The organism is Streptomyces hundungensis (assembly GCF_003627815.1).
Classification (GTDB): domain Bacteria; phylum Actinomycetota; class Actinomycetes; order Streptomycetales; family Streptomycetaceae; genus Streptomyces; species Streptomyces hundungensis_A.
Genome location: NZ_CP032698.1, coordinates 3405761 through 3431673 on the forward strand (window position 1 = coordinate 3405761; position 25913 = coordinate 3431673).

At 71.5% G+C, this 25913-nt stretch carries 22 protein-coding genes and 1 pseudogene; 12 read left to right on the plus strand and 11 right to left on the minus strand.

Annotated features, from left to right (window positions below):
* Positions 1-78 precede the first annotated feature (78 nt).
* The 5 genes and pseudogenes from DWB77_RS15060 to DWB77_RS15080 form a co-directional block, all read right to left on the minus strand.
* Positions 79-1340: pseudogene (locus tag DWB77_RS15060) on the minus strand (amidohydrolase).
* Positions 1341-1431: 91 nt separating this feature from the next.
* Entirely contained in the window at positions 1432-2688 is a 1257-nt protein-coding gene (locus tag DWB77_RS15065; RefSeq protein WP_246033532.1) for a hypothetical protein, read from the minus strand.
* Positions 2689-2703: 15 nt separating this feature from the next.
* Positions 2704-3633 (minus strand): N-acetylneuraminate synthase family protein, encoded by a 930-nt coding sequence (locus tag DWB77_RS15070; protein WP_120721769.1) that lies wholly within the window; start codon positions 3631-3633, stop codon positions 2704-2706.
* Between the two features lie 50 nt (positions 3634-3683).
* Complete coding sequence (locus tag DWB77_RS15075) at positions 3684-4877, minus strand: cytidylyltransferase domain-containing protein (RefSeq protein ID WP_428985121.1); 1194 nt, start codon at positions 4875-4877, stop codon at positions 3684-3686.
* Positions 4874-6259: a DUF6716 putative glycosyltransferase gene (locus DWB77_RS15080; RefSeq protein ID WP_120721770.1), complete on the minus strand. Its 1386-nt coding sequence runs from the start codon at positions 6257-6259 to the stop codon at positions 4874-4876. The genes DWB77_RS15075 and DWB77_RS15080 overlap by 4 nt, the downstream gene beginning before the upstream one ends.
* 187 nt (positions 6260-6446) lie before the next feature.
* Between DWB77_RS15080 and DWB77_RS15085 the strand changes: the two genes are divergently transcribed.
* Positions 6447-7430 carry a glycosyltransferase family 2 protein gene (locus tag DWB77_RS15085; protein ID WP_120721771.1) on the plus strand — a complete coding sequence of 328 codons (984 nt, stop codon included), beginning with the start codon at positions 6447-6449 and terminating at the stop codon, positions 7428-7430.
* Positions 7430-8779, plus strand: a complete 1350-nt coding sequence (locus DWB77_RS15090; RefSeq protein ID WP_120721772.1) for a polysialyltransferase family glycosyltransferase — start codon at positions 7430-7432, stop codon at positions 8777-8779. Before DWB77_RS15085 ends, DWB77_RS15090 begins: the two co-directional genes overlap by 1 nt.
* Positions 8780-8846: 67 nt before the next feature.
* On the opposite strand, the gene DWB77_RS15095 is transcribed toward DWB77_RS15090, so the two are convergent.
* Positions 8847-9494 (minus strand): TetR/AcrR family transcriptional regulator C-terminal domain-containing protein, encoded by a 648-nt coding sequence (locus DWB77_RS15095; RefSeq protein ID WP_120721773.1) that lies wholly within the window; start codon positions 9492-9494, stop codon positions 8847-8849.
* 38 nt (positions 9495-9532) lie between these two features.
* Here DWB77_RS15095 and DWB77_RS15100 point away from each other — a divergent pair, with 38 nt between their 5' ends.
* Together DWB77_RS15100 and DWB77_RS15105 are read left to right on the plus strand one after the other, a co-directional pair.
* Complete coding sequence (locus DWB77_RS15100; protein WP_120721774.1) at positions 9533-11023, plus strand: FAD-dependent monooxygenase; 1491 nt, start codon at positions 9533-9535, stop codon at positions 11021-11023.
* A 293-nt stretch (positions 11024-11316) separates the two neighbouring features.
* Positions 11317-12399 carry an acyltransferase family protein gene (locus DWB77_RS15105; RefSeq protein ID WP_246033868.1) on the plus strand — a complete coding sequence of 361 codons (1083 nt, stop codon included), beginning with the start codon at positions 11317-11319 and terminating at the stop codon, positions 12397-12399.
* Positions 12400-12403: 4 nt separating this feature from the next.
* On the opposite strand, the gene DWB77_RS15110 is transcribed toward DWB77_RS15105, so the two are convergent.
* Both DWB77_RS15110 and DWB77_RS15115 read right to left on the minus strand, forming a co-directional pair.
* Positions 12404-12988, minus strand: coding sequence for a Uma2 family endonuclease (locus tag DWB77_RS15110; protein WP_246033533.1), 585 nt, complete (start codon positions 12986-12988; stop codon positions 12404-12406).
* 102 nt (positions 12989-13090) lie between these two features.
* Positions 13091-14671 (minus strand): acyl-CoA mutase large subunit family protein, encoded by a 1581-nt coding sequence (locus tag DWB77_RS15115; RefSeq protein WP_120721776.1) that lies wholly within the window; start codon positions 14669-14671, stop codon positions 13091-13093.
* Between the two features lie 200 nt (positions 14672-14871).
* Between DWB77_RS15115 and DWB77_RS15120 the strand changes: the two genes are divergently transcribed.
* The gene (locus DWB77_RS15120) at positions 14872-15780 is read left to right on the plus strand and encodes a L,D-transpeptidase family protein (RefSeq protein ID WP_120721777.1); all 909 of its coding nucleotides are present in this window, start codon (positions 14872-14874) and stop codon (positions 15778-15780) included.
* A gap of 276 nt (positions 15781-16056) precedes the next feature.
* On the opposite strand, the gene DWB77_RS15125 is transcribed toward DWB77_RS15120, so the two are convergent.
* From DWB77_RS15125 to DWB77_RS15135, 3 genes are all read right to left on the minus strand, one after another.
* Complete coding sequence (locus DWB77_RS15125; RefSeq protein ID WP_120721778.1) at positions 16057-17049, minus strand: hypothetical protein; 993 nt, start codon at positions 17047-17049, stop codon at positions 16057-16059.
* Complete coding sequence (locus DWB77_RS15130; protein ID WP_120721779.1) at positions 17049-17711, minus strand: RNA polymerase sigma factor; 663 nt, start codon at positions 17709-17711, stop codon at positions 17049-17051. Before DWB77_RS15130 ends, DWB77_RS15125 begins: the two co-directional genes overlap by 1 nt.
* A 331-nt stretch (positions 17712-18042) precedes the next feature.
* Complete coding sequence (locus DWB77_RS15135) at positions 18043-19638, minus strand: beta-N-acetylhexosaminidase (RefSeq protein WP_120721780.1); 1596 nt, start codon at positions 19636-19638, stop codon at positions 18043-18045.
* Between the two features lie 416 nt (positions 19639-20054).
* Here DWB77_RS15135 and DWB77_RS15140 point away from each other — a divergent pair, with 416 nt between their 5' ends.
* The 7 genes from DWB77_RS15140 (at position 20055) to DWB77_RS15170 (ending at position 25912) form a co-directional block, all read left to right on the plus strand.
* Entirely contained in the window at positions 20055-20702 is a 648-nt protein-coding gene (locus tag DWB77_RS15140) for a 2-oxo-4-hydroxy-4-carboxy-5-ureidoimidazoline decarboxylase (protein ID WP_246033534.1), read from the plus strand.
* A gap of 166 nt (positions 20703-20868) precedes the next feature.
* Complete coding sequence (gene sdhC, locus DWB77_RS15145) at positions 20869-21249, plus strand: succinate dehydrogenase, cytochrome b556 subunit (protein WP_100574740.1); 381 nt, start codon at positions 20869-20871, stop codon at positions 21247-21249.
* An 8-nt stretch (positions 21250-21257) separates the two neighbouring features.
* On the plus strand, positions 21258-21740 hold the full coding sequence (locus DWB77_RS15150) for a succinate dehydrogenase hydrophobic membrane anchor subunit (protein ID WP_120721782.1): 483 nt from the start codon (positions 21258-21260) through the stop codon (positions 21738-21740).
* A gap of 31 nt (positions 21741-21771) precedes the next feature.
* Positions 21772-23526 (plus strand): succinate dehydrogenase flavoprotein subunit, encoded by a 1755-nt coding sequence (gene sdhA / locus DWB77_RS15155; RefSeq protein WP_120721783.1) that lies wholly within the window; start codon positions 21772-21774, stop codon positions 23524-23526.
* Positions 23526-24302: a succinate dehydrogenase iron-sulfur subunit gene (locus DWB77_RS15160; protein ID WP_120721784.1), complete on the plus strand. Its 777-nt coding sequence runs from the start codon at positions 23526-23528 to the stop codon at positions 24300-24302. The genes sdhA and DWB77_RS15160 overlap by 1 nt, the downstream gene beginning before the upstream one ends.
* Positions 24303-24455: 153 nt before the next feature.
* Positions 24456-25091 (plus strand): Uma2 family endonuclease, encoded by a 636-nt coding sequence (locus DWB77_RS15165; RefSeq protein ID WP_120721785.1) that lies wholly within the window; start codon positions 24456-24458, stop codon positions 25089-25091.
* A 65-nt stretch (positions 25092-25156) separates the two neighbouring features.
* On the plus strand, positions 25157-25912 hold the full coding sequence (locus tag DWB77_RS15170) for a TetR/AcrR family transcriptional regulator (RefSeq protein ID WP_246033535.1): 756 nt from the start codon (positions 25157-25159) through the stop codon (positions 25910-25912).
* Position 25913 lies beyond the last annotated feature (1 nt).

The window sequence follows — 25913 nt, forward strand, 5'->3', positions numbered from 1 at the left end:
TAACGCGCGTAGATGTCGCGTAAAGCCCTGTTCGGAAGCCGTTATCGGATCGTCGCGAACAGGGGATGAAGTGTCCGGTTACGAGCGGTTGCCGTCGAGCAGCGCCGCGGCGGTGAAGAGTTCCACCCCCACCTTGATGGCGGCCTCATCCGCGTCGAAATCACCCCGATGGAGGTCAAGCCGGGCGTTCGAGCCGGGTGTGCGCACGCCGAGCCGGGCCATCGCCCCAGGTACGTGCTCCAGGTACCACGAAAAGTCCTCGCCACCCAGTGACTGCTCCGTGTCCTCGATCGCATACGGTCCCCGGCGCGCCGCCATGGCGTCGTGGAGCAGCTCCGTGACGACCGGATCGTTGACGACGGGCGGCACGCCCCGGACGTAGTTGATCTCCGATTTGGCGCCGTGCAGGGTGGCCACTTCGTCGATCGCGGCGTGTACGAGGTCGGGCGCGTCGCGCCACGCCGCGAGGTCCAGACAGCGCACCGTGCCGGCCAGCTCGGCGTGCATCGGGATCACGTTGCAGGCGTGGCCGGCCTCGATGCGGCCCCAGGTCAGCGCGAGACCGGCCCGCGCGTCGACCCGGCGGGCGAGCAGCGCGGGCACATCGGCGGCGACCCGGGCCGCGGCGGTCACCAGGTCGGTGGTCAGATGCGGGCGCGCGGTGTGGCCGCCGGGGCCGTCGAGGGCGACCTCCAGGCGGTCGCAGGCGGAGGTGATGGCTCCGTGGCGCAGCCCGATCCGGCCGGCGTCCACCCGGGGGTCGCAGTGCACCGCGATGATGCGGCCCACGCCGTCCAGGGCGCCCGCCACGATGGCGTCGGCGGCGCCGCCGGGCAGCACCTCCTCGGCCGGCTGGAACAGCAGCCGTACGGGAGCGGGCAGCAGGCCCTGGCGGTGCAGCTCGGCGAGGACCAGGCCGGCGCCGAGGACGGTGGTGGTGTGCACGTCGTGGCCGCAGGCGTGGGCGCGGTCCGGCACGGTGGAGCGGTAGGGGACGCCCGTCTTGGCGTCGGGGATGGGCAGGGCGTCGATGTCCGCGCGCAGGGCGAGCATCAGGGGCGCGTCGGCGCCGCGCCCGCCGGAGCCCTTGCCCCTCGCCTTCGGGAGACGCCGATGTCACAGATGAGCCCGGTGCCGGAGGGCAGGACGCGCGGTTCCAGGCCGGCCGCCCTGAGGCGGTCTCTGATCGCGGCGGTGGTCCTGAACTCCTGGTTGCCCAGCTCGGGGTGCATGTGCAAGTCCCGGCGGAACGAGATGAGTTCGGCACACAGGGCCTCGCTCAGCTCGCCGGGCAGCGGTGCTTCGCCGGGCTGGTCGGCTTCGGACGACTCACGGGACATCAACTGGTTCACTCGTTGAGGGTAGGCCTCCGGCGGCGTCAACTCACCCGCGATCAACAAAAGTTCAGCCGCATAGGGGAAAGAAAGCTGGTCACAAGGCGCATGTCGATCGTGTGAACTGGGTAAAGTATTTCGTCCTTCTGACCGATGTCCTGGCACTGGCGTTCCCCCCACGAGAGGAGAGGGCCGTACTTCGGGCGGTTTCCGGGGCTTTTCCGTTCGCGCGGCTTCCGCGGCCTTCGGGCCCCTGCCCGCCCCTAGGCGCCACCGTCGCGAGCCCGTGGACCTCGCGCGCCGTCCCCGTCACCCCGTCCAGGAAGCCCCGGGCGCGGGGCGAGGCCCGGTCGGTGAGCCAGCGCGGGTCGATGTCGCAGACCACGACCCGCACCCCGGTGCCCGCGAGCGCGAGCGGCAGGGTGTGGATCACGGTGGAGGGGAAGCTCAGGATGGTGCGGCCCACCGGCCCCCGGCGCGCTATGAGTTCGAGCGGCAGATCGGGGCGGACGATCTCCAGACCGGTCCTGGCGTGCAGCGCGCGCAGCTTGTCCGGGGACTCGCGGCGGTGCGCGAAGTAGCGGGTCACGCCGTGGGTGCGGGCGAGGAGCGCGACGGCGTCCAGATAGCTCGCGGGGTCCACGATGCCGGTCTCCACCAGCGACGTCCCCACCAGGTCGGCGCCCTTGGTCAGGCGCGGGGGTCCGAAGTGGGCGCGGGTCCAGCCGAAGGTGTGCGGGGTGACCGTGACCCCGTCGGGCGCCTCCACGGGCAGCGCGCTGAACACCTCGACGCTCCGGCCGTGCGCCGGGGTGAGCCGGCGGCGGGCGACCGCGGCGACCGGCGCGAACAACAGGTCGCGCACGCCGGCCCGGCTGCCCCGCCGGTGCCAGCGCACCAGGCGTTCCCCGCAGGCGAGTTGGGAGACGAACTCCATGGTGGCCGTCCCGTCGTCGACGACCACCACGTCACGGGCGCGGGCGACGGTGAGCAGCAGGTGTACGTAGCGGGAGAACGGGTCGCCCAGGACGATCCGTTCGGCCCGCCGCAGCATCGGGGCGAGCCCGCCGATGGTGTGCAGCGGGGCCGTGAGCCCGCCCCTGGCCTCCTCCCAGCGCACCGTGGTGCCCGCGTCGCGGGCGAGTTCGGCCATCCGGCGCAGCTGGCCGCGCGACATGGGGTCGGTCGGCGAGAGCACCACCACGGTGAGGCCCGACAGGTCGGGCGCGCCCGGGCCCGGCTGGGCGGGTACGCCGCCGAGCAGCGGGCCGGGCGAGTGCGCCCACTCCAGGACGTTGAGCAACTGGACCGGGCTCTCCACGAAGGCGAGGGTGGCCACGGTGGACCGGGGCACGGCGGGCCCGCCCCCTCAGACCGCGGCCGGAGCGCGGCCCCCGGCGCTCTCGGCCTGGGCGACCGCGCCGGCGACGCGGCGCAGCTTCTTCATCGGGGCGAGCTCGGAGTCGTACACCTTCTTGACGCCGTCGCCGAGGGCCGCCTCGATGGTGCGGATGTCGCGGACGAGACGGGTGAGGCCGCCGGGCTCGACGGAGGCCGCCTGGTCGGAGCCCCACATGGCGCGGTCGAGGGTGATGTGGCGCTCGACGAAGGCGGCGCCGAGCGCGACCGCGGCGAGCGTGGTCTGAAGGCCCGTCTCGTGGCCGCTGTAGCCGATCGGCACGTTGGGGTACTCGGCCATCAGGCTGTTGATCACGCGCAGGTTGAGCTCCTCGGCCTTGGCCGGGTAGGTCGAAGTGGCGTGGCAGAGAAGGATGTTGTCGCTGCCGAGCACCTCCACCGCGTGCCGGATCTGCTTCGGGGTGGACATGCCGGTGGAGAGGATGACGGTGCGGCCGGTGGCCCGCAGGGCGCGCAGCAGCTCGTCGTCGGTGAGGGAGGCGGAGGCCACCTTGTGGGCGGGCACGTCGAACTTCTCCAGGAAGGCGACGGCCTCGGTGTCCCACGGGGAGGCGAACCAGTCGATGCCGCGCCGCGCGCAGTGCGCGTCGATGGCGCGGTACTCGTCCTCGCCGAACTCCACCCGGTGGCGGTAGTCGATGTACGTCATCCGGCCCCAGGGGGTGTCCCGCTCGATGTCCCACTGGTCGCGCGGGGTGCAGATCTCGGGGGTGCGCTTTTGGAACTTGACCGCGTCGCAGCCGGCGTCGGCGGCCGCGTCGATCAGGGCGAGCGCGTTGTCGAGGTCGCCGTTGTGGTTGATGCCGATCTCGCCGGTGATGTACACGGGACGGCCCGGGCCTGCGGTGCGGCTGCCGAGGGTGCGCAGACGGTTGCTCATGAGGGCGCTTCCTTTATCTGTACGGGGGCGTGGTGGGGGAGTCGGGCTGGTCAGGGGGTGTGGTCGAGCTCGGGTCCGAGGAGCCAGGCGGCGATCTCGCGGATCGCTCCTTCGCCGCCGGGGGTGCGGGTGACGGTGCGCGCGGCGGCGCGCACCGCGTCATGGGCGTCGGCAACGGCCACGGGCCAGCCGGCGAGCGCGAAGCAGGGCAGGTCGTTGACGTCGTTGCCGGCGTAGAGCACCCGCTCCGGATCGACGCCCTGCTCCTCGCACCACTGCTTGAGGGCGAGGTCCTTGCGGTCGATGCCGTGCAGGACCGGGACCTTGAGCTTGTGGGCGCGGGCGGCGACGACGGGGTTCTGCTCGGTGGACAGGATCAGCAGCTTCAGTCCGGCCCGGCGCAGGGCGGCGATGCCGAGCCCGTCGCCCCGGTGCACGGCGACGAGTTCGCGGCCGTCGGAGTCGACGAGCACCTTGTCGTCGGTCTGGGTGCCGTCGAAGTCGAGGACGACCGCGTCGACGTCGTCGAGGGTGGGGCCGGGCAGCCGGTCGAGGAGGGGGGCGAGCGCGCGGGCCCGGTCCAGGTCGTGCGGCTCGTCGATCTCCAGGACCCGGGCGGGGTCGGTGCGGACGAGCGCGGTGCGGCCGAAGAAGCGGTGCTGGTGCCTGCGGAAACCCGCGGCGTCCATGGCGTAGGCGGCGCCGGTCTCCAGGAAGTCCTGGGGGCGGTCCTGGCGGCGCGGCCGGAACGCCTTGTCGTGGCCCATGCCCTGGCCGCCGCCGAGTTCGTCCTCGCGCCACAGGAAGCCGTGGAAGGGGGCGACGGTGACGGCGGTCTCGGCGCCGTCCTCGACGACCGCGGCCGCCACGCCCTCGACGTCCTCGCGGGTCAGGAAGGGGCTGGTGCACTGCACGAGCAGCACCACGTCGGCGTCCGGGTGCGCCTCCAGGGCGTGCAGCACGGCCGCCTCGCTCCCCGCGGTGTCGCCCGAGATGCCGGCCGGGCGGTCCACCACGTCGGCGCCGGCCGAGCGGGCGGCGGCCGCGATCCCCGGGTCGTCGGTGGAGACGACCACATCGGTGACATGGCGGGCGGCGCGGCAGGCGAGCACGGCCCGCACGACCAGCGGGACCCCGCCGACGGGAGCGAGGTTCTTGCCGGGCACCCCCTTGGAGCCGCCCCGTGCGGGGATGACGGCGAGGACTTTGGGGTGGGTGCTCCCGGAGGCGTTCGGGGGTATCACAGTTCTCCCATCCGGCGGATGACGGGCGCGACCCGCTGCACACCGTGGCGGTAGGCGCCGCGCGCCGCGTCGCGCACGGCGTCCCTGATGACCCGGCGCACCCCGGTCGGCTCGGCCGCCGGAGCCGCGCCCGGCAGGGGGGTGCCGTCGGGGGCGAGGTGGTGGCGGGCGAGGATGCCGGGCAGATAGCCGGGCGCGGTGGTGGCGGTGTAGTAGGGAGCGATCGGCGGCAGGCTTTCCTTCGAAAGCAACTCGCTCATTCGCTCGCGTACGTGATCGAAGGCGTGGTGGCACGCGTCTCCCGGGGCGACCCCCTGGGCGGCGAGCCACCCGGGGTCGGGCGTGGGCCGGTGTCCGGCGTCGAGCCGGTCCCAGGAGGTCAGACAGCCCGAGCCGAGGAAGTGGTGGTTGCCGAGGACCTCGCGCACGCCGAGGTCGGTGAGCACGGCCGTCGGGACCGATCGGTGCAGGGCCTCAAGGGCGGCGGTCGAGGAGACGGTCACCAGGAGGTCGGCGCGGTCCAGGACCTCGCCCATGTTCCCGTACGCGAGCGAGAAGTTGGGCGGCGGGTCCATGCCCCGGGCGAGCTTCTGGAAGGGGTGTTCCTCCAGGTGCGTGGTGTGCTCGCCGGGCTTGGAGCGGAGCTTGAGAACGACCTCGCGCCCGGGGTGACGGCGGGCGTGCCCGACCAGCCGCTCCAGCAGATAGCGGCGGTCGGCGCGGCTCTCGGGGACGGAGGGCTGGGCGGCGAAGACGACCGTGTCGCGGCCGTCCCTGGCCCGGTACGGGGCGCCGCCGAGGAAGGGCAGGGCGGCTTCGGTGACCGCTGCGGGGTCCGCGCCCACGCCCCGGTACACCGCGCGGAAGCGGTCCGCGTCGTGCCGGGAGTTGGCGAGCACGACGTCCGCGCCGTGGCGCAGGAGCAGGCCGTCGGCGAGCTTCTCGTAGACGACGCCCACGTAGCCGGTGGCGACCACGGGCCGCCGGGCTTGCCCTCGCCATCGGGCGGCGAGCCCGTGCAGCGCGGCCTGGACGGCCCCGCCGACGAGCGCGAGCACGATGACGTCATAGCGGGGCCTGCCGTCACGGTCGGAGCCGCCCGGGGCCCCCAACGCGCCCATCAGGTGCAGGAATTGAGCCATCGTCACTTCCCGCGGGGCGGCGTCGGCGACCCCCACCTCGTCGAGCTGGCGAGGTGTGGGGGTGGCGCGGCCCCGGAGCAGGAAGCCGTCGAGTTCGGGGGCGGAGGGATCGGGCACGGCGCATTCGGCTCCGGAGGCCCGTTCGGCGAGGCGGCGCGCGGTGAGGGCGCCCCATTTCCACCGGGTGTCCGAATCCGCGAGAACCGCGATCCGCAGCCTTGAATCGGTACGTGATGGCACGCCGTAGAAACTAGGAAGCCGCGCGGATTCGCGGCCCAACTCGACTGCAACAACGGGTTAACAGCGTGACTATTCGCGGCGTGCGCGGCACCGGAACGGGCCGGTTGGCGTCCTTGCCATGCGTCGTTCATCCGGCATCTGTCTGCCGGACAGCACGCATGACGGGCGGCGCCCTAGCGTCACCGCCGTGGTCAAGCTCTCCGTCATCGTGCCGTTCTACAACGTGCGCGCCTACGCACCCGACACCCTGCGAAGTCTGCGCGCCAACGCCCGCGACGACTTCGAGTTCCTGCTCGTCGACGACTGCTCGTCGGACGGCACGATCGAGCTGCTCGAACGCGCGGAGCGCGAGCTGCCGGGGGCGGTGCTGCTGAGACACGCCCGCAACGGGGGCCTCGCCACGGCGCGCAACACGGGCCTGGACGCGGCACGCGGCGAGTATCTGGCCTACCTGGACGGCGACGACTGGCTCGCCCCCGGCCACTTCAGTCAACTCCTGTCCTCCATAGAGGAGTTGGGGTGTGACTTCATACGCACCGACCACGTCCAGGTGACCGGCCAGGAGCGTACGGTGCACCGGGTGCCGCACGGCCGGCGCGGCGAGGTGCTGTCGCCCCGGGACGCGATCCTGCCCGCCACCCGCTCCACCTCGGTGGACTACGCGTTCGCCTGGGCCGGGATCTACCACCGCAGGCTCGCCGACCGCGGCCTTCTGTACTTCACCGACGGGCTGCGCACGGCCGAGGACCGGCCGTGGATCTGGCGGCTGCACCGCGAGGCCGAGTCGTTCGCGGTGACCGGGCACCTCGGCGTCTTCTACCGGCGCGGCATCGCCTCCTCGCTGACCCAGATCGGCGATGCCCGTCAGCTCGATTTCATTCGCGCTTTCGACCAGGTAATAGAAGAAACGGCAAAGGACCGAGATGCGGCCGAATTGCTCCCGAAAGCCGTGCGGACGTACTGCGCGATCATTTCCCACCATATGAGCGGCATCGAAAGGTTCGAACCCGCCGTGGCGAGAAAACTGCGGGCGCTGAGCGCGGGAGCATTGCGCCGCATGCCGCAGGACCACCTCAAGGACGCCCTCAACTCGATGGACTCCCGCCGCGCCGCCCGGCTGCGCCGCCTGCGCCACCGTCCGGCCGCGTCCCCGGCGGGGGCTGCCGTCTGATGCGTACGACTCAGATCTTCGCGGCGTCCACACTATACGGGGTGGCCACCCTGGTCGCCGCGCTGGACAGCGACTGCTTCGCCCCGGCGGACCGGAGGTTGCTGCTGCTCAGCAACAACGCACCCGTTCCCGAGACGTCGGCTCCGCTGGACACCCTGCCAGGCTTCGCGGCGCTGCGGGGCCGCTTCGACGGGGTGCTGTCCTGGAACGACACGATCGCCCCCTTCCATCCGGGCGGCTGGAGCCCCCGCCCCGACGACGTCCCCTTGTGGGAACGGCAGTTGAGGGCGGTGTGGGGCCTCGGGGACGACCGGATCGAGCTCGCCCTGGAGTCCATCCAGGTGAACCCGGCCCAGGCGGTGGCCCAGCTGTTCCCCGACGCGCCGCTGACCGTGTACGCGGACGGTCTGATGACGTACGGGCCCACCCGCAACAAACTGGACCCGCTGATCGGCTCACGGGTCCGGCGCGTGCTCCATCTGGATCTGGTCCCGGGCCTGCGTCCGCTGCTCCTCGGCGAGTTCGGGGTGCCGAGCGAGACGGTACCGACGGCGGCGTTCGTACGATCGGTGAGCGAACTCGCGGAAGTGGAAGAGGAGTTGAACGACCTCGTCCCGCCGAATCCGTCGGCGCACGACGAGCCGGTGGCGCTGCTCCTGGGCCAGTACCTCTCGGCGCTGGCCATCCTGACCGCCGCCGAGGAGGAGGAGCTGCATCTGCGCATGGTGCGGGGGGCGGCGGCGCGGGGTCACCGCAGGATCGTCTTCAAGCCGCACCCCTCGGCGCCCCCCGCCTCGGCGCACGCGCTGGCCGAGGCGGCGGCCGACCTGGGCGTCCAACTGACCGTCCTGGAGCGGCCGTTGCTGGCCGAGGTCCTGTACGAGCGGCTCGCCCCGGCGCTGGTCGTCGGCTGCTTCTCGACGGCGCTGCTGACCGCGTCGGCGTTCTACAAGATCCCGGTCGCCCGGGTCGGCACCGAGCTGCTCCTCGACCGGCTCGCCCCCTACCAGAACAGCAACCGGGTTCCGGTGACGATCGCGGACGCCCTGCTGCCGCCCCTGGAGCCGCCCTTGGAGGCCGACCCGTCCCCGGCGGGCGACCTGGCGGAGCTCCTCGACGCCGTGGGCTACGCGATGCAGCCGGAGCTGCGACCGGAGCTGCGGGGCGCGGCCGAGCGGTACCTCTCCACCTCCCTGGACGCCCGCACCTGGCGCTACTTCAAGCGGCGGCGCCTGACGGCGCTGGCGCTGCCGGGGGCGCTTCCCGCGCAGTTGGGCTTCATCCCGCGCAACGCGACGGTACGGCGCATGGCCCGCCGGGCCCGGTCCCTGACCCGCCGCACCCGATAGCGGGGGCGGGGCGAGAGGGCGGGGCTACGGCGCCGGGGGCGCGGCGAGGGCGCCGGGGGCGCGGCGGTCACTTCCGCAGCGCGTACGTCGCCTCGATGCCGGCGATCAGCACGTCGAGGCCCTCCTCGAACCGCTCGTCGTAGCTCCCGAACATCTCCGGCCCCGCCGCCGCGGCCAGCGGGAACGCGGCGAGCCGTTGGGCGCGCTCCGCCGTGTCCACCCCCGGGCCCGTCTCCCCCGGGCGGGCGTCCGTGCCCTGCTCCTCCGCGACGAAGCCCATGGTGTAGGCGTACGACGCCGTCGCGGCGCGGGTCGCGTCCCGCAGGTCGAACCCGGCCTCGATCAGGACCCCGAGGTAGAACTCCAGGGACTCCGCGTGGTCGTTGCCGGTGAAGCGCGCGCCCCCGTACACCTTGGCGCCGTCGCGATGGCTGAGCAGCATCGAGCGCAGAGCGCGGTTGACCGCGCGGAGCAGGCCCTGCCAGCTGTCCGCGTCCGCCCCGGGCAGGCCGTCCGCGATCATCCGCCGGTACATGACCGTCGCCATCTCGTCGAGCAGGGCTTCCTTGTTCTTGAAGTGCCAGTAGAGCGCGGGCGCCTGGACGCCGAGGTCCTTGGCGATGGCGCGCAGCGTGAGCCCTTCGAGGCCCGTGTCGTTCAGGAGCCGCAGCGCGGTGTCGGCGACCTGCCTCCGGTCGATCTTCGTCGTAGCCACCTTGACAATTTAACACTGTTAAGCGCACCCTTGCGAACATGGAACTTAACGACGTTAAGGAAGCTGCCCCTCCGGTCCTCCCGGTCCTTCCGGACACCACCGACGTCCTCGTCGTCGGCGCCGGCCCCACCGGCCTCGCACTCGCCATCGACCTGGCGCGGCGCGGCGTCCCCACCCTGCTCGTGGAGAAGTCCGACCGCCTCTTCCCTGGCTCGCGCGGCAAGGGCGTCCAGCCCCGCACCCTGGAGGTCTTCGACGACCTCGGCCTCATCGACGCCGTGCGAGGGGCGGGCCGCGACTACCCGCGGATGCTGAGCTGGGAGGGGCCCGGCGGCACGGAGCGCGGCCAGGAGTGGGACATGATCGAGCGCTCCGAGCCCACCGAGCAGGAGCCCTACGCCAACGCACTGCTCATCGGCCAGTCCCGCCTCCAGGAGGTGCTCCACACCCATCTGCGCGCGCTCGGCGGCGAGGTCGCCTTCGGGCGCGAGGTGACCGGGCTCGTCCAGGACGACGAGGGCGTCACGGCCTCCTTCGCCGACGGCAGCGCCGTCCGGGCCCGCCACGTGGTCGCCGCGGACGGTGGCCGCTCCGGCATCCGGCGCGCGCTCGGCATCGCGATGGAGGGTGAGGACGTCGACCCCAAGCCGATGCTCGTCGCGGACCTCCTGCTCACACCGGACGCGATCGTCGACGACCGCAACTGGCATGTGTGGCGCGGCAGTTCGGAAGGCGGCGCGGTGCTCTGCCCGCTGCCCGGAGAGCCCGGCCTCTTCCAGCTCATCATCCAGTTCGCCGACGAGCACGCGGTCCCCGACATCAGCGAGGAGGGGGTCGTGGCCCACCTCACCGCGCTCACCCCGATCACCGCGCACCAGGTCACCAAGGTCGTCTGGGCCTCCGACTTCCGGCCCCGCGCCGCCCTGGCCACCCGCTACCGCGACGGCCGGGTCCTCCTCGCGGGCGACGCCGCGCACATCCACTCCCCGGCCGGCGGCCAGGGGCTCAACACGGGCGTGCAGGACGCCTACAACCTCGGCTGGAAGCTGGCTCAGGTGCTCCGCCACGGCGCCCCCGCCACGCTCCTCGACAGCTACGAACAGGAGCGGCGCCCGGTCGCTGCCGCGGTGCTCGGCCTGAGCACCCGGCTGCACCGCCACGCCATCCTCGCCAGGAACAGCCAGCGCGGCAGCGAGACCCGCCAGCTCGCCCTCGGCTACCGGGGCGGCCCGCTCGCCACCGGCCGGGCGGGCGCCCTGGAGGCCGGCGACCGCGCCCCGGACGGCCCGCTGCCCGAGGGCAGGATCTTCGACCTGCTGCGAGGCCCGCACTTCACCCTGCTCGCCGTCGACACCCCCGCCCCGCCGCTCGCCTCCGCGCAGGTCCACGTCCACGAGCTGGGCGCGTACGAGGCGTACGGGCGCGGCCTCTTCCTGATCCGCCCCGACGGCTACGTGGGGTGGGCCGGCGAGGACACCGCCGGCCTCCACGCGTACCTGGCCTCACTCGGCTCCCTCCAACTCGACTGATCTACAAGGCCGTTCACGGCGCGCCGACGACCGGACCGCGCACCCCCACGGCTCCCGCGCCCCGGCGAAATCGACGTCCGGGCAAACCCGTTTCGGCGCGAGATGAACGCCCCGCGTCGGGCAGGGGAACTCCGGTGCCGGGGCCCGCTTTCCGGGGCGCGGCGGTCCTACGCTGTCGACGCCGAGGCCCGCCCGGGCCGCGGGGAACACCGGGTAAGAGGAGAGCCGTGACCAACACCCTGCCGCGGGTACGCGCCGACGGCGGCGGCCGGCCGGCGACCGAACACACCCCGGTGGTGGCCCCGGTCTCCCGGCTCCGCGCGCTCGACGGGCTGCGCCTGATCGCCGCCCTGATGGTGGCGCTCTACCACTACGGCGGCCGCTCGGGCGACATCAGCAAGGGCTGGGGCACCTCTCCCAAGAAGCTCTTCCCCGACGCCCACACGTGGTTCTCCTACGGCTGCCTCGGGGTGCAGATCTTCTTCGTGATCAGCGGGTTCGTCATCTGCATGAGCGGCTGGGGCCGCCCGCTGCGCTCGTTCTTCGCCTCCCGCGTCTCCCGGCTCTACCCGGCGTACTGGACGGCGGTCCTGCTCGTCACCGCGGTGTTCGCGCTGCCCTGGGTGATCTACCAGGCGGTCACGCCCAGCGCGTTCCTGGTGAACCTGACCATGCTCCAGATGCCGCTCGGGGTGCCCCGGGTGCTGGGGGTGTGCTGGACGCTCTGGGCCGAGCTCCGCTTCTACGCGCTGTTCGCCCTCTGCGTCGTCCTGCCCGGGGCGACACGGCGCCGGGTGGTGCTGTTCTGCGCGGGCTGGACCCTGGCCGCGGCCCTCGCCACGACGGCCCACCAGCCGTTCCTGGACGCTGTGTTCATGCCCGAGTACGCGCCCTTCTTCATCGGCGGCATGGGCCTGTACCTGCTGCACCGCGACCGGCGTGACATCACCGCCTGGGGCATCGTCGCCGTCAGCTGGGCCATCGGCCAGCACGAGGCGGTGGCCGGGCTGTGGCACAGGCCGAATCCGGCGGCCTTCTCCAACCGGCACGCCTGGGTGATCATCGCCATCATCACGCTGGGGTTCGCGCTGGTCGGTGCGATCGCGCTCGGACGCCTGCGGTGGGCGGACTGGCGTTGGCTCACGGTGGCGGGGGCCCTGACCTACCCGTTCTATCTGGTGCACGAGCACCTGGGCTGGGTCGTGGTCGGCGTCCTGCACCGCGGCCTCTGCGTGCCCGCCCCCGCCACCTTCGCCCTGACCCTCGCGGCGATGCTGGGGCTCGCCTGGCTGATGAACCGCTCCGTGGAGCGCTGGGCGACACCGATGCTGCGCGCGGCGCTGATCAGGCCCCCGGCGCCGTCCGGTCGGACCTGAACGGTCAGTCGCCGTCCCCGTCGAGCAGAACGTCGACGGGAAGCTCCAGGGTGACGCCCACGGACGAGGGCAGGACCACGGTCGCACCCCGTTCGTAGCGGGAGCGGGTGCGGTAGGTGTCCCCCACCGGATCCGTGAGCACCAGGACCTCGCCGTGCTTGCGGTCGGCGACGACGTACACCGGGATCCGCGCCTCCGCGTATGTCTCGGCCTTGGTGACCAGGTCGTTGCCCCAGTTGGACGACGTCACCTCCAGGACGAGCCGGAAGACGTTCGCCGCGTAGCAGTTCTTCGTGACCAGGGCGTCCTTGTAGTCGGCGTCGACGATGGCCCAGTCCGGCTCGGCGTAGTCGTCGGGGCCGGTACCGAGCCAGACGCCGATGCCGGGGAGCGACTTGAGCCCGGACTCCCTGCCTCCGGCTTGCCGGAACTGATAGACCAGCTCAGCCACGGTCTCCTGGTGCGGGCCGTCAGGCGGTGGTGTCACGACGATGCTCCCCTTGAGGACCTCCACGCGATGTCCGGGCAGCGCCTCCGAGAGGCGGTCGGCGGCTTCGCCGATCGTCATCTCGCTCAGTATTACGGCCACGGCATCCTCCATTCGGGAGACCACTCTCCACCGAGAGTAACCGGAGGCGTCCCGCTTCCGCCTCCGGTCACTCGTAGGAGGGACGCGCCCTCGGGCCCCGGCCTAGAACGCGTCCGTCGGCACGTACGTGCCCCACACCTCGCGCAGCGCGTTGCAGACCTCGCCGACCGTGGCACGGGCCCGCAGGGCGTCCTTCATCGGGTACAGGACGTTGTCCTCCCCCTCCGCCGCCTTCTTCAGCTCCGCCAGCGCCGCGTCCACCGCCGCCTGGTCGCGCTCGGCGCGCAGCGTGGCGAGGCGGGCCGCCTGCTGGGCCTCGATCGCCGGGTCGACGCGCAGCGGCTCGTACGGGTCCTCGGTCTCGACCTGGAAGCGGTTGACGCCGACCACGACGCGCTCACCGGAGTCGGTCTCCTGGGCGATGCGGTAGGCGGAGCGCTCGATCTCGCCCTTCTGGAAGCCGTGCTCGATCGCGTTGACCGCGCCGCCCAACTCCTCGACCTTCGCCATGAGTTCGACCGCCGCCGCCTCCACCTCGTCGGTCATCCGCTCGATGACGTACGACCCGGCGAAGGGGTCGACGGTGGCGGTCACGTCGGTCTCGTAGGCGAGGACCTGCTGGGTGCGCAGGGCCAGCCGCGCGCTCTTGTCCGTCGGCAGGGCGATCGCCTCGTCGAAGGAGTTGGTGTGCAGCGACTGGGTGCCGCCGAGCACCGCGGCCAGGCCCTGGACGGCGACGCGTACCAGGTTGACCTCGGGCTGCTGGGCGGTGAGCTGCACGCCCGCGGTCTGCGTGTGGAAGCGCAGCATCAGCGACTTGGGGTTCTTCGCGCCGAACTCCTCACGCATCACCTTGGCCCAAATGCGGCGCGCGGCACGGAACTTGGCGACCTCTTCGAGGATCGTGGTGCGCGAGACGAAGAAGAACGAGAGCCGCGGGGCGAAGTCGTCGACGTCCATGCCGGCCGCGACCGCGGTGCGTACGTACTCGATGCCGTCGGCCAGCGTGAACGCGATCTCCTGCGCGGGCGAGGCGCCGGCCTCGGCCATGTGGTAGCCGGAGATCGAGATGGTGTTCCACTTGGGGATCTCGGCCTTGCAGTACTTGAAGATGTCCGCGATCAGACGCAGCGAGGGCTTCGGCGGGAAGATGTACGTGCCGCGCGCGATGTACTCCTTGAGCACGTCGTTCTGGATGGTGCCGGTGAGCTGGTCGGCGGCGACGCCCTGCTCCTCGCCCACCAGTTGGTACATCAGGAGCAGCAGCGCGGCGGGCGCGTTGATGGTCATCGACGTCGACACCTTGTCGAGCGGGATGCCGCCGAACAGGATGCGCATGTCGTCGATCGAGTCGATGGCGACGCCCACCTTGCCGACCTCACCCGAGGCGATCGCCGCGTCCGAGTCGTGGCCCATCTGGGTCGGCAGGTCGAAGGCGACCGACAGACCCATGGTGCCGTTGGCGATGAGCTGCTTGTAGCGGGCGTTGGACTCGACGGCGGTGCCGAAGCCGGCGTACTGCCGCATGGTCCAGGGCCGGCCCGTGTACATCGACGGGTACACCCCGCGGGTGAACGGGTACGCGCCGGGCTCGCCCAGCTTCTCGGCGGGATCCCATCCGGCGAGGGTGTCCGGTCCGTAGACCGGCTCGATGGGCAACCCGGATTCCGACTCGCGCGCCATGTGCTGTGCCTCCCGCTAGAGCTCTACTACTCACTGGTACCCAACCCTCGCGACGGACTGTAGCGGCGGGCGTGCGGCGGGTGGAGAGGCGCACGCTGGGAGCTTGCTCACAGCTTCCGCGATACGGCCCGCTGCTTTTGCAACCGTTCGGCGCGGGAAGTTGTCTCTGGGGACACAAGAGGAATCAAGGGGGGCGACCGATGCGCCGGAACCACCGCACCACTCTCATAGCCACAACCCTCACGTCGACCGCCGTCATCGCGGCGGCGGCCGTCGGATGCGGCCCGCAGGCGGCCAAGGGCGGCGCGGGCGCGCCCTCGTCCCCCGGTTCGCCCTCGGCGTCGGCGTCGTCGCCGAGCTCGCCCTCCGCGCCGGCGTCCCCCGCCGCCTCGCCGACCTCCTCCGCCGACGACAAGCCGGCCGGTACGCCCGCCGCTCCCAGGGCGTCGGCCACCACCGCCGCCAAGCCGGCCCCCAAGGTGCTGATGTCGAACGGCTCCAAGGGCTCCCAGGTCAAGGAGCTCCAGGCCAGGCTCGCCCAGATCGGCTGGTTCGACGACACTCCGACGGGCACGTACGGCGCCGCCACCACCGCGGCCGTCAAGGGTTTCCAGGGCAAGCGCGGTCTTCCCGAGACGGGGGCCACGGACAGCGCGACCTGGGACAAGCTGCTCGGCATGACCACGGCGCCGACGGCCCAGGAGCTGGCGGGCCGGGCGGTGAACAAGCCGGTCGCCAAACTCGACGCGCGCTGTATGACGGGCCGCGCGCTGTGCATCAGCAAGACCAGCCGCACCCTGTCGTGGGTGATCGACGGCAAGGTGCAGTCGACGATGGACGTGCGCTTCGGCTCGCAGTACACGCCGACCCGCGAGGGCGTCTTCAAGGTCTTCGAGAAGAGCCGCAACCACGTCTCGACGATCTACCACACGGCCATGCCGTACGCGATGTTCTTCAGCGGCGGCCAGGCGGTGCACTACTCGTCGGACTTCGCGGCGCGCGGCTACAACGGCGCCTCGCACGGCTGCGTCAACGTCCGGGACAAGGCCAAGATCGCGGCGCTCTTCGACCAGGTCCACACCGGCGACAAGGTCGTCGTGTACTGGTAGTCGCCTGCGGGGGCAAGGCCCCGAGGAGGGAAAGAGGGAGGGCGCGGGCGGGACCGGGGGAACGTGTCCCGCCCGCGCCATTCGCGCGGAGCCATGGGTACGGGGGGAACCCCGGCTCATCTGCGCAGCCGATGACCAGTCGGCTCACTCTCTACTGCGCCGCCGGTTCGAAAAACGTTACTGCGGGTTCCCGCCCGCGTTTTCGGGCGCGCCGGGCGGGCCTGCGCCGAGGTCCCAGTGCACCCCGGGCGGCCCTCAATGCGCGGCGGACGGGCCTCAGTGCGCGGCGGCCGGGCCGAGCGTCTGGCCGGTGAGCAGGTCGAGGAGCTTGCCGGGGTGGGGTGCGACGGAGCTGTGCTTGCCGCCGCCCCCGCCGCCGTTCTTGTTCCCGGAACCGTCGCCCTTGCCCCGGCCCTTGTCCCCGCCGGAGCCCTGACCGCCGCCGCCCCCGGAGTCGCCGGTGCCGCCGGTGGCGTCGGACTTGCCGTCGAGGAGCAGGTCGCAGAAGGCCTTGACCGCGCCCGCGCCGTGGGCCGCGGACTCCAGGTTGCGGCGCTTGTCCGTGTCGAGCTTGCCCGAGCGGTAGGCCCGGCAGTCGTCGGCGGTCCTGGCGAGCCACTGGCCGTCCTCGCCGTCATCGCTTCCGGGCCCGGTGCCGTCCTTGTCGCCGGGGTCGGCGCCGGGGCCCGAGGACGCGGCCCCCGGGCTCGCGGAGTGCGAGGGATCGCCGGGCGTGGGCGCGCCCGAGGACGTCCCCCGCCGCTCGGGCGTCGGGGAGGCGGAGGGCAGCGACGGTGAGGGGGAGTCGGCGGTGGGACCCGGACTCGCCGCGGCCGAGACGGAGGAGGCGGGCGTGGGGTCCCGCTCGTCGGAGGCGAAGGGCCCCGGCAGCACGCCGGTGCCCGCGGCGACCGCGACCCCGCCGAGCGCGCAGCAGGCCAGCGCCGCCGCGAGACCGAGGCGCACCGGCGCGAAGCGCCTGCGCCGAGGCGCCCGGGGTGAGGGGGCCACGCGTCCGACCCGTACGACACCGAGGGCTTCGCGGTCGCCGGGGGCGTGGTCGGGGCGGGCCTTGCGGAAGGCGGCCAGGGCGGCCTCCTCGCCGGGAAGTTCGGTGGTGGCCGGCTCGGCGGGGGCGAGGGAGGAGAGCAGGGCGGACAGTCGGGCGGCCTCGGCCCGGGCCCGCTCGTCGCCGGGCTTGATCCCTTCTCCGCGCAGCAGTCGCTCGGCGGCATCCCGGTCAAGCCACTCGTGCCGCTCGTCAGCCATCACATGTCCTTCTGCGTCCGGGCGCGCGATTGCGTCACACCGCGTTCCGGCGCACGCTGCGACGGCACGGCACCCAGCTCCTCCACATCCTGGGCCACGTCCCCCGCGGAGCCGTCCGCGCCGAGCAGTTCAGCCAGCCGCTTCAGACCCCGGTGTGCGGCGGTCCGCACCGCACCGGGCCGTTTGCCCAGGGTCTGCGCCGCACTCTTCGCGTCCAGACCGACCACCACGCGCAACACCACGGCCTCGGCCTGGTCCTGCGGGAGCTGGGCAATGAGCGCCATCGTACGTCCGGTACCGAGCGCCTCCATAGCCTCGTCCGCGGTGTCCGAGGCCCCGGCCCGCGCCGTCAGCTCGCTCTCGTCGCCGCCGACGGCGGGGCGGCGGCCACGCATCCGGATGTGGTCCAGGGCCCGGTTGCGGGCGATGCGCGCGGCCCAGCCGCGGAAGCGGTCGGCGTCGCCCTCGAAGCGTTCGAGGTCACGGGCGATCTGGAGCCAGGACTCGGAGGCCACGTCCTCGGCGTCCGGCTCGCCGACCAGGGTGCGGACATAGCCCAGCAGGCGCGGGTGGACAGCGCGATAGACAGCACGGAAGGCCTCTTCGTCCCCGTCCTGCGCCCTGAGCACCGCGGCGGTCAGCTCCGCGTCGTCCCCCAGCAATCCCTGCACCCTGTCTTGACTGACTGTCTCGATGTCACCGCTGGTCATCCCTGTTCGCGTCCCCGAACGCGAATCTGCACGCTACGGCCTCGGTGCCCCATAAGTCCACGGCTTGTACAACCTGCAACAACTTGGCGACACAGCGGGGTGTGACACAAAACGCACGCGCGGCGCTGAAGAAGATACGGGGTCGCCACAACGACCCCGCCGGAAGACGGCCGGGGCCTCTCCTGTGGGGGGTGGCGGCCCCGGTCGTCCTCCGCACCCACCGCGTCCCCGCGGCTCGGGCCGGCCGAGCCGGTCGGCGCCCCGGGCCTCGCGGCGGACGGGCTCAACCCAGGCGGTCCGCAAGGGACTTGAACTCCTCCCAGTCCATCGCCGGGTTCCGCGCGTCCCACAGCTTCTGGGCCGTCGCGCGCAGCGGCAGCCTGATGCCGCGCGCCACCTGCTCCTCGGTCGCCGCGCCCGGGACGTCCGACCAGAGGGCGAACCGGCCGCCCAGGATCTGCCCGGCGTACTTGGCGTCCACGGGCTTGGTCCCGCGCAGCACCAGCGGCGTCCACTCCTCGTAGATCCGCTTGCCCGTCGGGTACTTGAAGTCGTTCGGCTCGCCCAGGACGTAGTACAGGTACTCGTCGTTGAGGTTGACCAGATCGCGCCCCTCGGCCAGGAGCTCCTCGGGCGCCCGCTGACCGTTCTCCTTGCCGGTCCAGTACTCGACCTCGCGCCCCTGGTCGGCGGCCACCTTGCCGCCGGCGAAGAAGCCGTCGTTCCAGGCCTTCACGGTGCGCCCGGCGTTGACCGAACGGACCACCGCGGCACGGTCGTTGAGCCATCCCGTCGCCAGGTCCTCGATGTCCGCCTTGGGGCCGTACGCGGCGCGGGCAGCCGTCGCGAGCGCCGGATAGGCGGTTTCGGGGGTGGCCGGGGCCTTCACCACCAGGGCCTGGTACTCGTCGCCGCCCAGGTGCCAGTAGGCCCCCGGGAACAGGTCGGCGTACTCGCGCAGCAGGTCGTCGACGATGCGCCCGGACTCGGGGTTGGCGATGTCGATGGTGCCCTGGACCGCCTTGCCGTCCTTGTCGCGCAGCTGGAGGTCGGGGTGGGCGGCGATGACCGCGCCGAGGTGGCCCGGGGAGTCGATCTCGGGGACGACCGTGATGTGCAGCTTGGTGGCGAGCGCCACGATGCGCTGCACGTCGCGCTTGCTCAGGTGGTCGCGCGAGACGATCTCGGGGTGGCTGGCCGACTCGACGCGAAAGCCCTGGTCGTCGGAGAAGTGCAGCCCGAGCTGGTTGAGCTTGAGGTCGGCCATCTGCCGGAGCTGGTCCTCGATCCACGCCTCGGTGTACGGCTTGCGCGCGATGTCGAGGTTGAGGCCGCGCTGCGGCTTGTCGGGGCGGTCCTCGACCACGCCCTCGGGCATCACCCCGCCGCCCTTGAGGGCCTGCTTGAGGGTGCGGGTGCCGTAGAACACCCCGGCGTCGTCGGACCCGGAGATCCGCACCCGGCGATCGCGGGTGGTCAGCGTGTACGACTCGGGCACGGCCTTCTCGCCCGTGGGCGGCGGGGTCAGCGCCAGCTGGATGTCGCCCTCGCGCGGCTGCCCGCCGAGCGCGTAGTCGGCGCCGAGCTCCTGCGCGAGCAGCTTGCCCTCGTCGGCGAGGCTGCCGCTGCCGGCGTCCACGATCACCCGGGTCGAGTCGACCGGCCGGTAGCCGGGTCCGCGGGCGGGCCGGTGTTCCCGTACGGAGGGGATGGTGCGGGGCGGCGAGGAGATCGGGTAGATCGGCGACGGGGAGGGCAGCGCGGAGGAGGCGGCCTTGTTGTCGGCGGGTCCGCCGTGCCCGCCGTGGGTGTCGTCGTCGGGCCACACCGCGATGATCAGCGCCAGCACCGCGGCGCCCGCGAGGGCCACCTTCAGCATCAGCGCACGCCGGCCGCGGGGCCGGTGCAGCCAGGCGGGGCGGGGCCTCGGCGCGCGGGCCTGGGCGGCGCCCGCCCGGGACGACGGCGAGGGCGACCGCTTCGGGTCCCCGGATCGCGGCGTCCGGGCCCGTGACATCCTGAAACGCGACATCACTCAGAAACCTCCCGTCCAACAACAGTATGGGCGGATCCGGTGACCCCGGATACCGGACGACAGCTGGGGCGAAGGTACGCCGAGGCGCCCGGGGGGCCGTCCACCGCGCGCGACCCGATGCGCACATCCGGGTGAAATTCGCGCAACAGTCGGGCGCCTCCCCCTCCACGTGGATAGCGTGGCGGCACTCCCACCTCCCTTGCCACTCCAGTCTCCGTGCTCCGCAGCCCGTCCCGTTCCGTACGACCGCGTCCCGCGCGGTGTTCGAGGAGCCCACGCTGTCCAGCGAATCCCACGCCGGCCCCCGGAAGCGACCGCCGACACTCCATCACACTCCTCGTGCCCAGGGGCGGGCGGCCATACCGAATCAGGTCCGGGGCACATCCGTTCCGCAGGGCCCGCCGACGCCCGACGGTCTCGACCTCTTCAACCGCGCCTCGAAGGACGCGGCGGAAGCCGCCCTGCGCGCCTGCTGCGCCAGCCACCGCTGGGCGCTGCGGATCGCGGCCCACCGCCCCTATCCGGATCTGGAGGCGCTGCTCGCCGCCGCCGACGAGGCCAGCTACGACCTGAGCGCCGCCGACCTCACCGAGGCGCTGGCCCAGGAGCCGTCGCCGGGTCTGCACGAGAGCGCGCCGCAGGCGGCCCACATGGCGCTGGGCGCCGCGCACGCGCTGTACGAGAGCAGTTTCGGGCACGCCTTCGTGATCTGTCTCGACGGCTTCAGCCCGGGCGAGCGGCTCGACCAGGTGCTGAGCGGGATCCGGCTGCGGATGAACAACGACTGGGACGAGGAGCGGTCGATCGCCGCCGACGAACTGCGCCGGATCGCCCGCGGCCGACTCGCCCAACTCGTGGCGAACCACCCCGAACCAGACATTTCCAGCGCCGGGCACCGCGTTCTCTAGGCCGTACGAGGCTGTTTGATTGCCTGTTTGATCACACCTATGGACCCCGCGCGAGGGAACCGACATCACGTCGCTACGATGACCGGGGCCGGTGGACCGTACCCGGCCGGGTCAGACCGACACTGAAGCCGGCCGGCCCTACACACCGCTCCCGGAGGGTTCTTCCGTGCCGGCTGGAACGCTGTACCGCGGCCGGGAAGGAATGTGGTCCTGGGTGGCTCATCGAGTCACCGGCGTCCTCATCTTCTTCTTCCTGTTCGTCCACGTCCTCGACACCGCTCTCGTGCGTGTCTCCCCCGAGGCGTACGACAAAGTCGTGGCGACCTACAAGACGCCCATCGTCGCGTGTCTGGAGTACGGCCTGGTGGCCGCCATCCTGTTCCACGCGCTCAACGGCCTGCGCATCATCGCGGTCGACTTCTGGGCCAAGGGCCCGCGCTACCAGAAGCAGATGCTCTGGACCGTCGTGGGCGTCTGGGTCGTGCTGATGGTGGGCGCGCTCTACCCGGTGCTCGGCCACGCCGTCCGTGAACTGTTCGGGAGCTGAGGACTGAGATGTCTGCCGAAACCTCTTCCGCCGCCGGGATCGGGGAAGTCGAGGGCGCGAGCCTGTACGACACCGACCACCCGGCCCCGCTCATCGAGGCCCCGCGCAAGCGCACCAGGAAGACCCCCAAGTCGACCCGTACGAACTTCGAGCTGTACGGCTGGATGTTCATGCGGCTGTCCGGCATCGTGCTGGTCGTCCTGGTCCTCGGCCACCTGCTGATCCAGCTCGTCCTGGACGGCGGCGTCTCCAAGATCGGCTTCGCCTTCGTGGCGGGCCGCTGGGCGTCCCCGTTCTGGCAGGTCTGGGACCTGACCATGCTGTGGCTGGCTATGCTGCACGGCGCCAACGGCCTGCGCACCGTCATCAACGACTACGCGCAGCGGGACAACACCCGCTTCTGGCTGAAGATGCTTCTCTACACCGCCACGGTGTTCACCGTCCTGCTGGGCACGCTGGTGATCTTCACCTTCGACCCGAACATGCGCTAGGCCACGGGCTGAGGGACTGAGGAATTCAACGATGAAGATCCACAAGTACGACACCGTCATCGTCGGCGCCGGCGGCGCCGGTATGCGCGCGGCCATCGAGTCGACCAAGCGCAGCCGCACCGCCGTGCTGACCAAGCTGTACCCCACCCGCTCCCACACCGGTGCGGCGCAGGGCGGCATGGCCGCCGCGCTCGCCAACGTGGAGGAGGACAACTGGGAGTGGCACACCTTCGACACGATCAAGGGCGGCGACTACCTGGTCGACCAGGACGCCGCCGAGATCCTGGCGAAGGAGGCCATCGACGCCGTCCTCGACCTGGAGAAGATGGGCCTGCCGTTCGGCCGCACGCCCGCCGGTGAGATCGACCAGCGCCGCTTCGGCGGTCACTCCCGCAACCACGGCGAGGCTCCGGTCCGCCGTGCCTGCTACTCGGGCGACCGCACCGGCCACATGATCCTCCAGACGCTCTACCAGAACTGCATCAAGGAGGGCGTGGAGTTCTTCAACGAGTTCTACGTCCTCGATCAGCTCCTGGTGGAGGAGGACGGCGTCAAGAAGTCCGCCGGCGTCGTCGCGTACGAGCTGGCGACCGGCGAGATCCACGTCTTCCAGTCGAAGTCGGTCATCTACGCCTCCGGCGGCACCGGCAAGTTCTTCAAGGTGACGTCCAACGCGCACACCCTGACCGGTGACGGCCAGGCCGCGTGCTACCGCCGCGGGCTGCCCCTGGAGGACATGGAGTTCTTCCAGTTCCACCCGACGGGCATCTGGCGCATGGGCATCCTGCTCACGGAGGGCGCCCGCGGTGAGGGCGGCATCCTGCGCAACAAGGACGGCGAGCGCTTCATGGAGAAGTACGCGCCGGTCATGAAGGACCTCGCCTCCCGTGACGTCGTCTCGCGCTCCATCTACACGGAGATCCGCGAGGGCCGCGGCTGCGGTCCCGAGGGCGACCACGTCTACCTGGACCTGACGCACCTCCCGCCGGAGCAGCTCGACGCCAAGCTCCCGGACATCACGGAGTTCGCCCGCACCTACCTGGGCATCGAGCCGTACACGGACCCGATCCCGATCCAGCCCACCGCGCACTACGCCATGGGCGGCATCCCCACCAACGTCCAGGGTGAGGTCCTCAGCGACAACACCACGGTCGTCCCGGGTCTGTACGCGGCCGGCGAGGTGGCCTGTGTGTCGGTGCACGGCGCCAACCGCCTGGGCACCAACTCGCTCCTGGACATCAACGTGTTCGGCAAGCGCGCGGGCATCGCCGCCGCCGAGTACGCGCACACCACGGACTTCACCGAGCTGCCCGAGAACCCGGCGGCGATGGTCGAGGCCCAGGTCGCGAACCTGCTGTCGGCGACCGGCACCGAGCGCGTCTCGGTCATCCGCAAGGAGCTCCAGGAGACCATGGACGCCAACGTCATGGTCTTCCGCACCGAGCAGACGATCAAGACGGCGGTCGAGAAGATCGCCGAGCTGCGCGAGCGGTACAAGAACGTGTCCGTCCAGGACAAGGGCAAGCGGTTCAACACCGACCTCCTGGAGGCCATCGAGCTGGGCAACCTGCTCGACCTGGCCGAGGTCATGGCCGTCTCCGCCCTGGCGCGCAAGGAGTCCCGCGGCGGTCACTACCGCGAGGACTACCCCAACCGCGACGACGTCAACTTCATGCGCCACACCATGGCGTACCGCGAGGTCGCGGACGGCGGCAAGGACTCGATCCGACTCGACTACAAGCCCGTCGTCCAGACCCGCTACCAGCCGATGGAGCGTAAGTACTGATGGCAACCCCGACCCTCAGCAAGGACGACAAGGCCGCCGCGCCGGAGCCCGGCTTCGCCGACTCGCCCTACATCACGGTCACCTTCCGCGTCCGCCGCTTCAACCCGGAGATCTCGGACGAGGCGACGTGGGAGGACTTCCAGTTCGAGATCGACCCGAAGGAGCGCGTGCTCGACGGTCTCCACAAGATCAAGTGGGACATCGACGGGTCGCTGACCTTCCGTCGTTCGTGCGCCCACGGCATCTGCGGCTCCGACGCCATGCGCATCAACGGCAAGAACCGTCTCGCCTGCAAGACGCTGATCAAGGACATCAACCCCTCCAAGCCCATCACCATCGAGGCCATCAAGGGCCTCACGGTCCAGAAGGACCTGGTCGTGGACATGGAGCCGTTCTTCCAGGCGTACCGCGACGTGATGCCCTTCCTCATCACCAAGGGCAACGAGCCGACGCGCGAGCGTCTCCAGTCGCCCGAGGACCGCGAGCGCTTCGACGACACGACCAAGTGCATCCTGTGCGCGGCGTGCACGTCCTCGTGCCCGGTCTTCTGGAACGACGGCCAGTACTTCGGCCCGGCCGCGATCGTGAACGCGCACCGCTTCATCTTCGACAGCCGTGACGAGGCGGGCGAGCAGCGCCTGGAGATCCTCAACGACAAGGACGGCGTGTGGCGTTGCCGCACCACGTTCAACTGCACCGACGCGTGCCCCCGTGGCATCGAGGTCACCAAGGCCATCCAGGAAGTGAAGCGCGCCCTGATCACCCGCCGCTTCTGATCCTGTACGAGTCCGACGAGGGCCCCGCACCTGGAACTTCGTTTCCGGGGGCGGGGCCCTCTCGCACGTACGGGTGAACGCGCGGTGATCCCCACCGGGGGCACCGGCCGTCCTACGATGATGGCCTCGACCAGCAGCCACGGGAGGCACGTGATGTCCGCAGCACCCGCCGAGCGTCCCCACAGCGCCGAGGACTCCGACCGCGAGGAGTCTCTGCTCGACGAGGCCAACCTGCTCATGGAGCGCAACCCTGGCTATCGCATCGAGATCATCGAGGGGCAGATCCGAGTGACGCCACCAGCAGACGGTGCCCATGGGCGCGGGCTAACCGACCTCATGCTGCCCTTCATCCTCGCGGGTCTCCACGGCGAGCAGGCCAACGTGGTCCAGGCCATCGGCATCTGGCTCCCGACGGGCCCCGAGGACTACGCGATCCCTGACCTCGCCCTCGTGGACGCCGACTTCGAGGACCACTACGTCGAGAACAACTGCTACGACCCCGTCGCCTTCCGTCTGGTCCTGGAAGTGACGTCCAGCAACTACCAGAGTGATCTGCGCACCAAGGTCGGCGCCTACGCCCGGGCCGGCGTGCCGGTGTACGTGATCGTGGACCGCAAGCACAACCGCGTCCACGTCCTCACCGAACCGGCCGAGAACGAGTACGCCACCCACCGCGTCCACGCACCGGGCGAGCTCATCACCCTGCCCGACTCGCTCGGCGCCAAGGTCACCCTCGACGTGACGGCCATCCTGACGGCCGCCCGGGCGAAGCCCCGCAAGAAGAGCTGATCCGCTCCGTCGGCGGCCGGAACCCTCGCGCAGGCCGCTGCGGCCTGGCCGATTAGGCTCTTGCCGTGCCAGCAGAGAACGCGCCTGAAGAGACAGACCCCGGTACGGCCGGGGCCCGCCCCGCCAAAGGGGAGCAGACCCGTTCGCTCATCCTGGAGACCGCGATGCGGCTCTTCCAGGAGCGGGGGTACGACAAGACCACGATGCGGGCCATCGCGCAGGAGGCCGGGGTCTCGGTCGGGAACGCGTACTACTACTTCGCCGGCAAGGAGCACCTGATCCAGGGCTTCTACGACCGGATCGCGGCCGAGCACCAGGCGGCGGTGCGGGAGGTGCTGGACACCGAGACCGATCTGGAGGCGCGGCTCGCCGGGGTGCTGCGGGTCTGGCTCGACATCGCCTCGCCCTACCACGAGTTCGCCGCGCAGTTCTTCAAGAACGCGGCCGATCCGGACAGTCCGCTCAGCCCGTTCTCCAAGGAGTCGGAGCACGCCCGCCAAGCCGCGATCTCGGTGCACCGTGAGGTGCTGGCCGGCACGAAGACCAAGGTGCCGGCCGAACTCGTCGACGTACTGCCCGAGTTGATGTGGCTCTCCCAGATGGGGCTCGTCCTGTACTGGGTGTTCGACCGTTCGCCCGACCGCGAGCGCAGCTACCGTCTCGCGGGCCGGGGGGCCAAGCTCACCACGCGGGGGGTGGCGCTGGCCCGGTTCCGGGTGCTGCGACCGCTCGTCCACGAGGTGCACGAGCTGTTCACCGACTTCCTGCCGGGGATGGCGCAGGCCGCGTCCTCGCGCAGGAAGCCGTCCGGGAAGGGCTAGT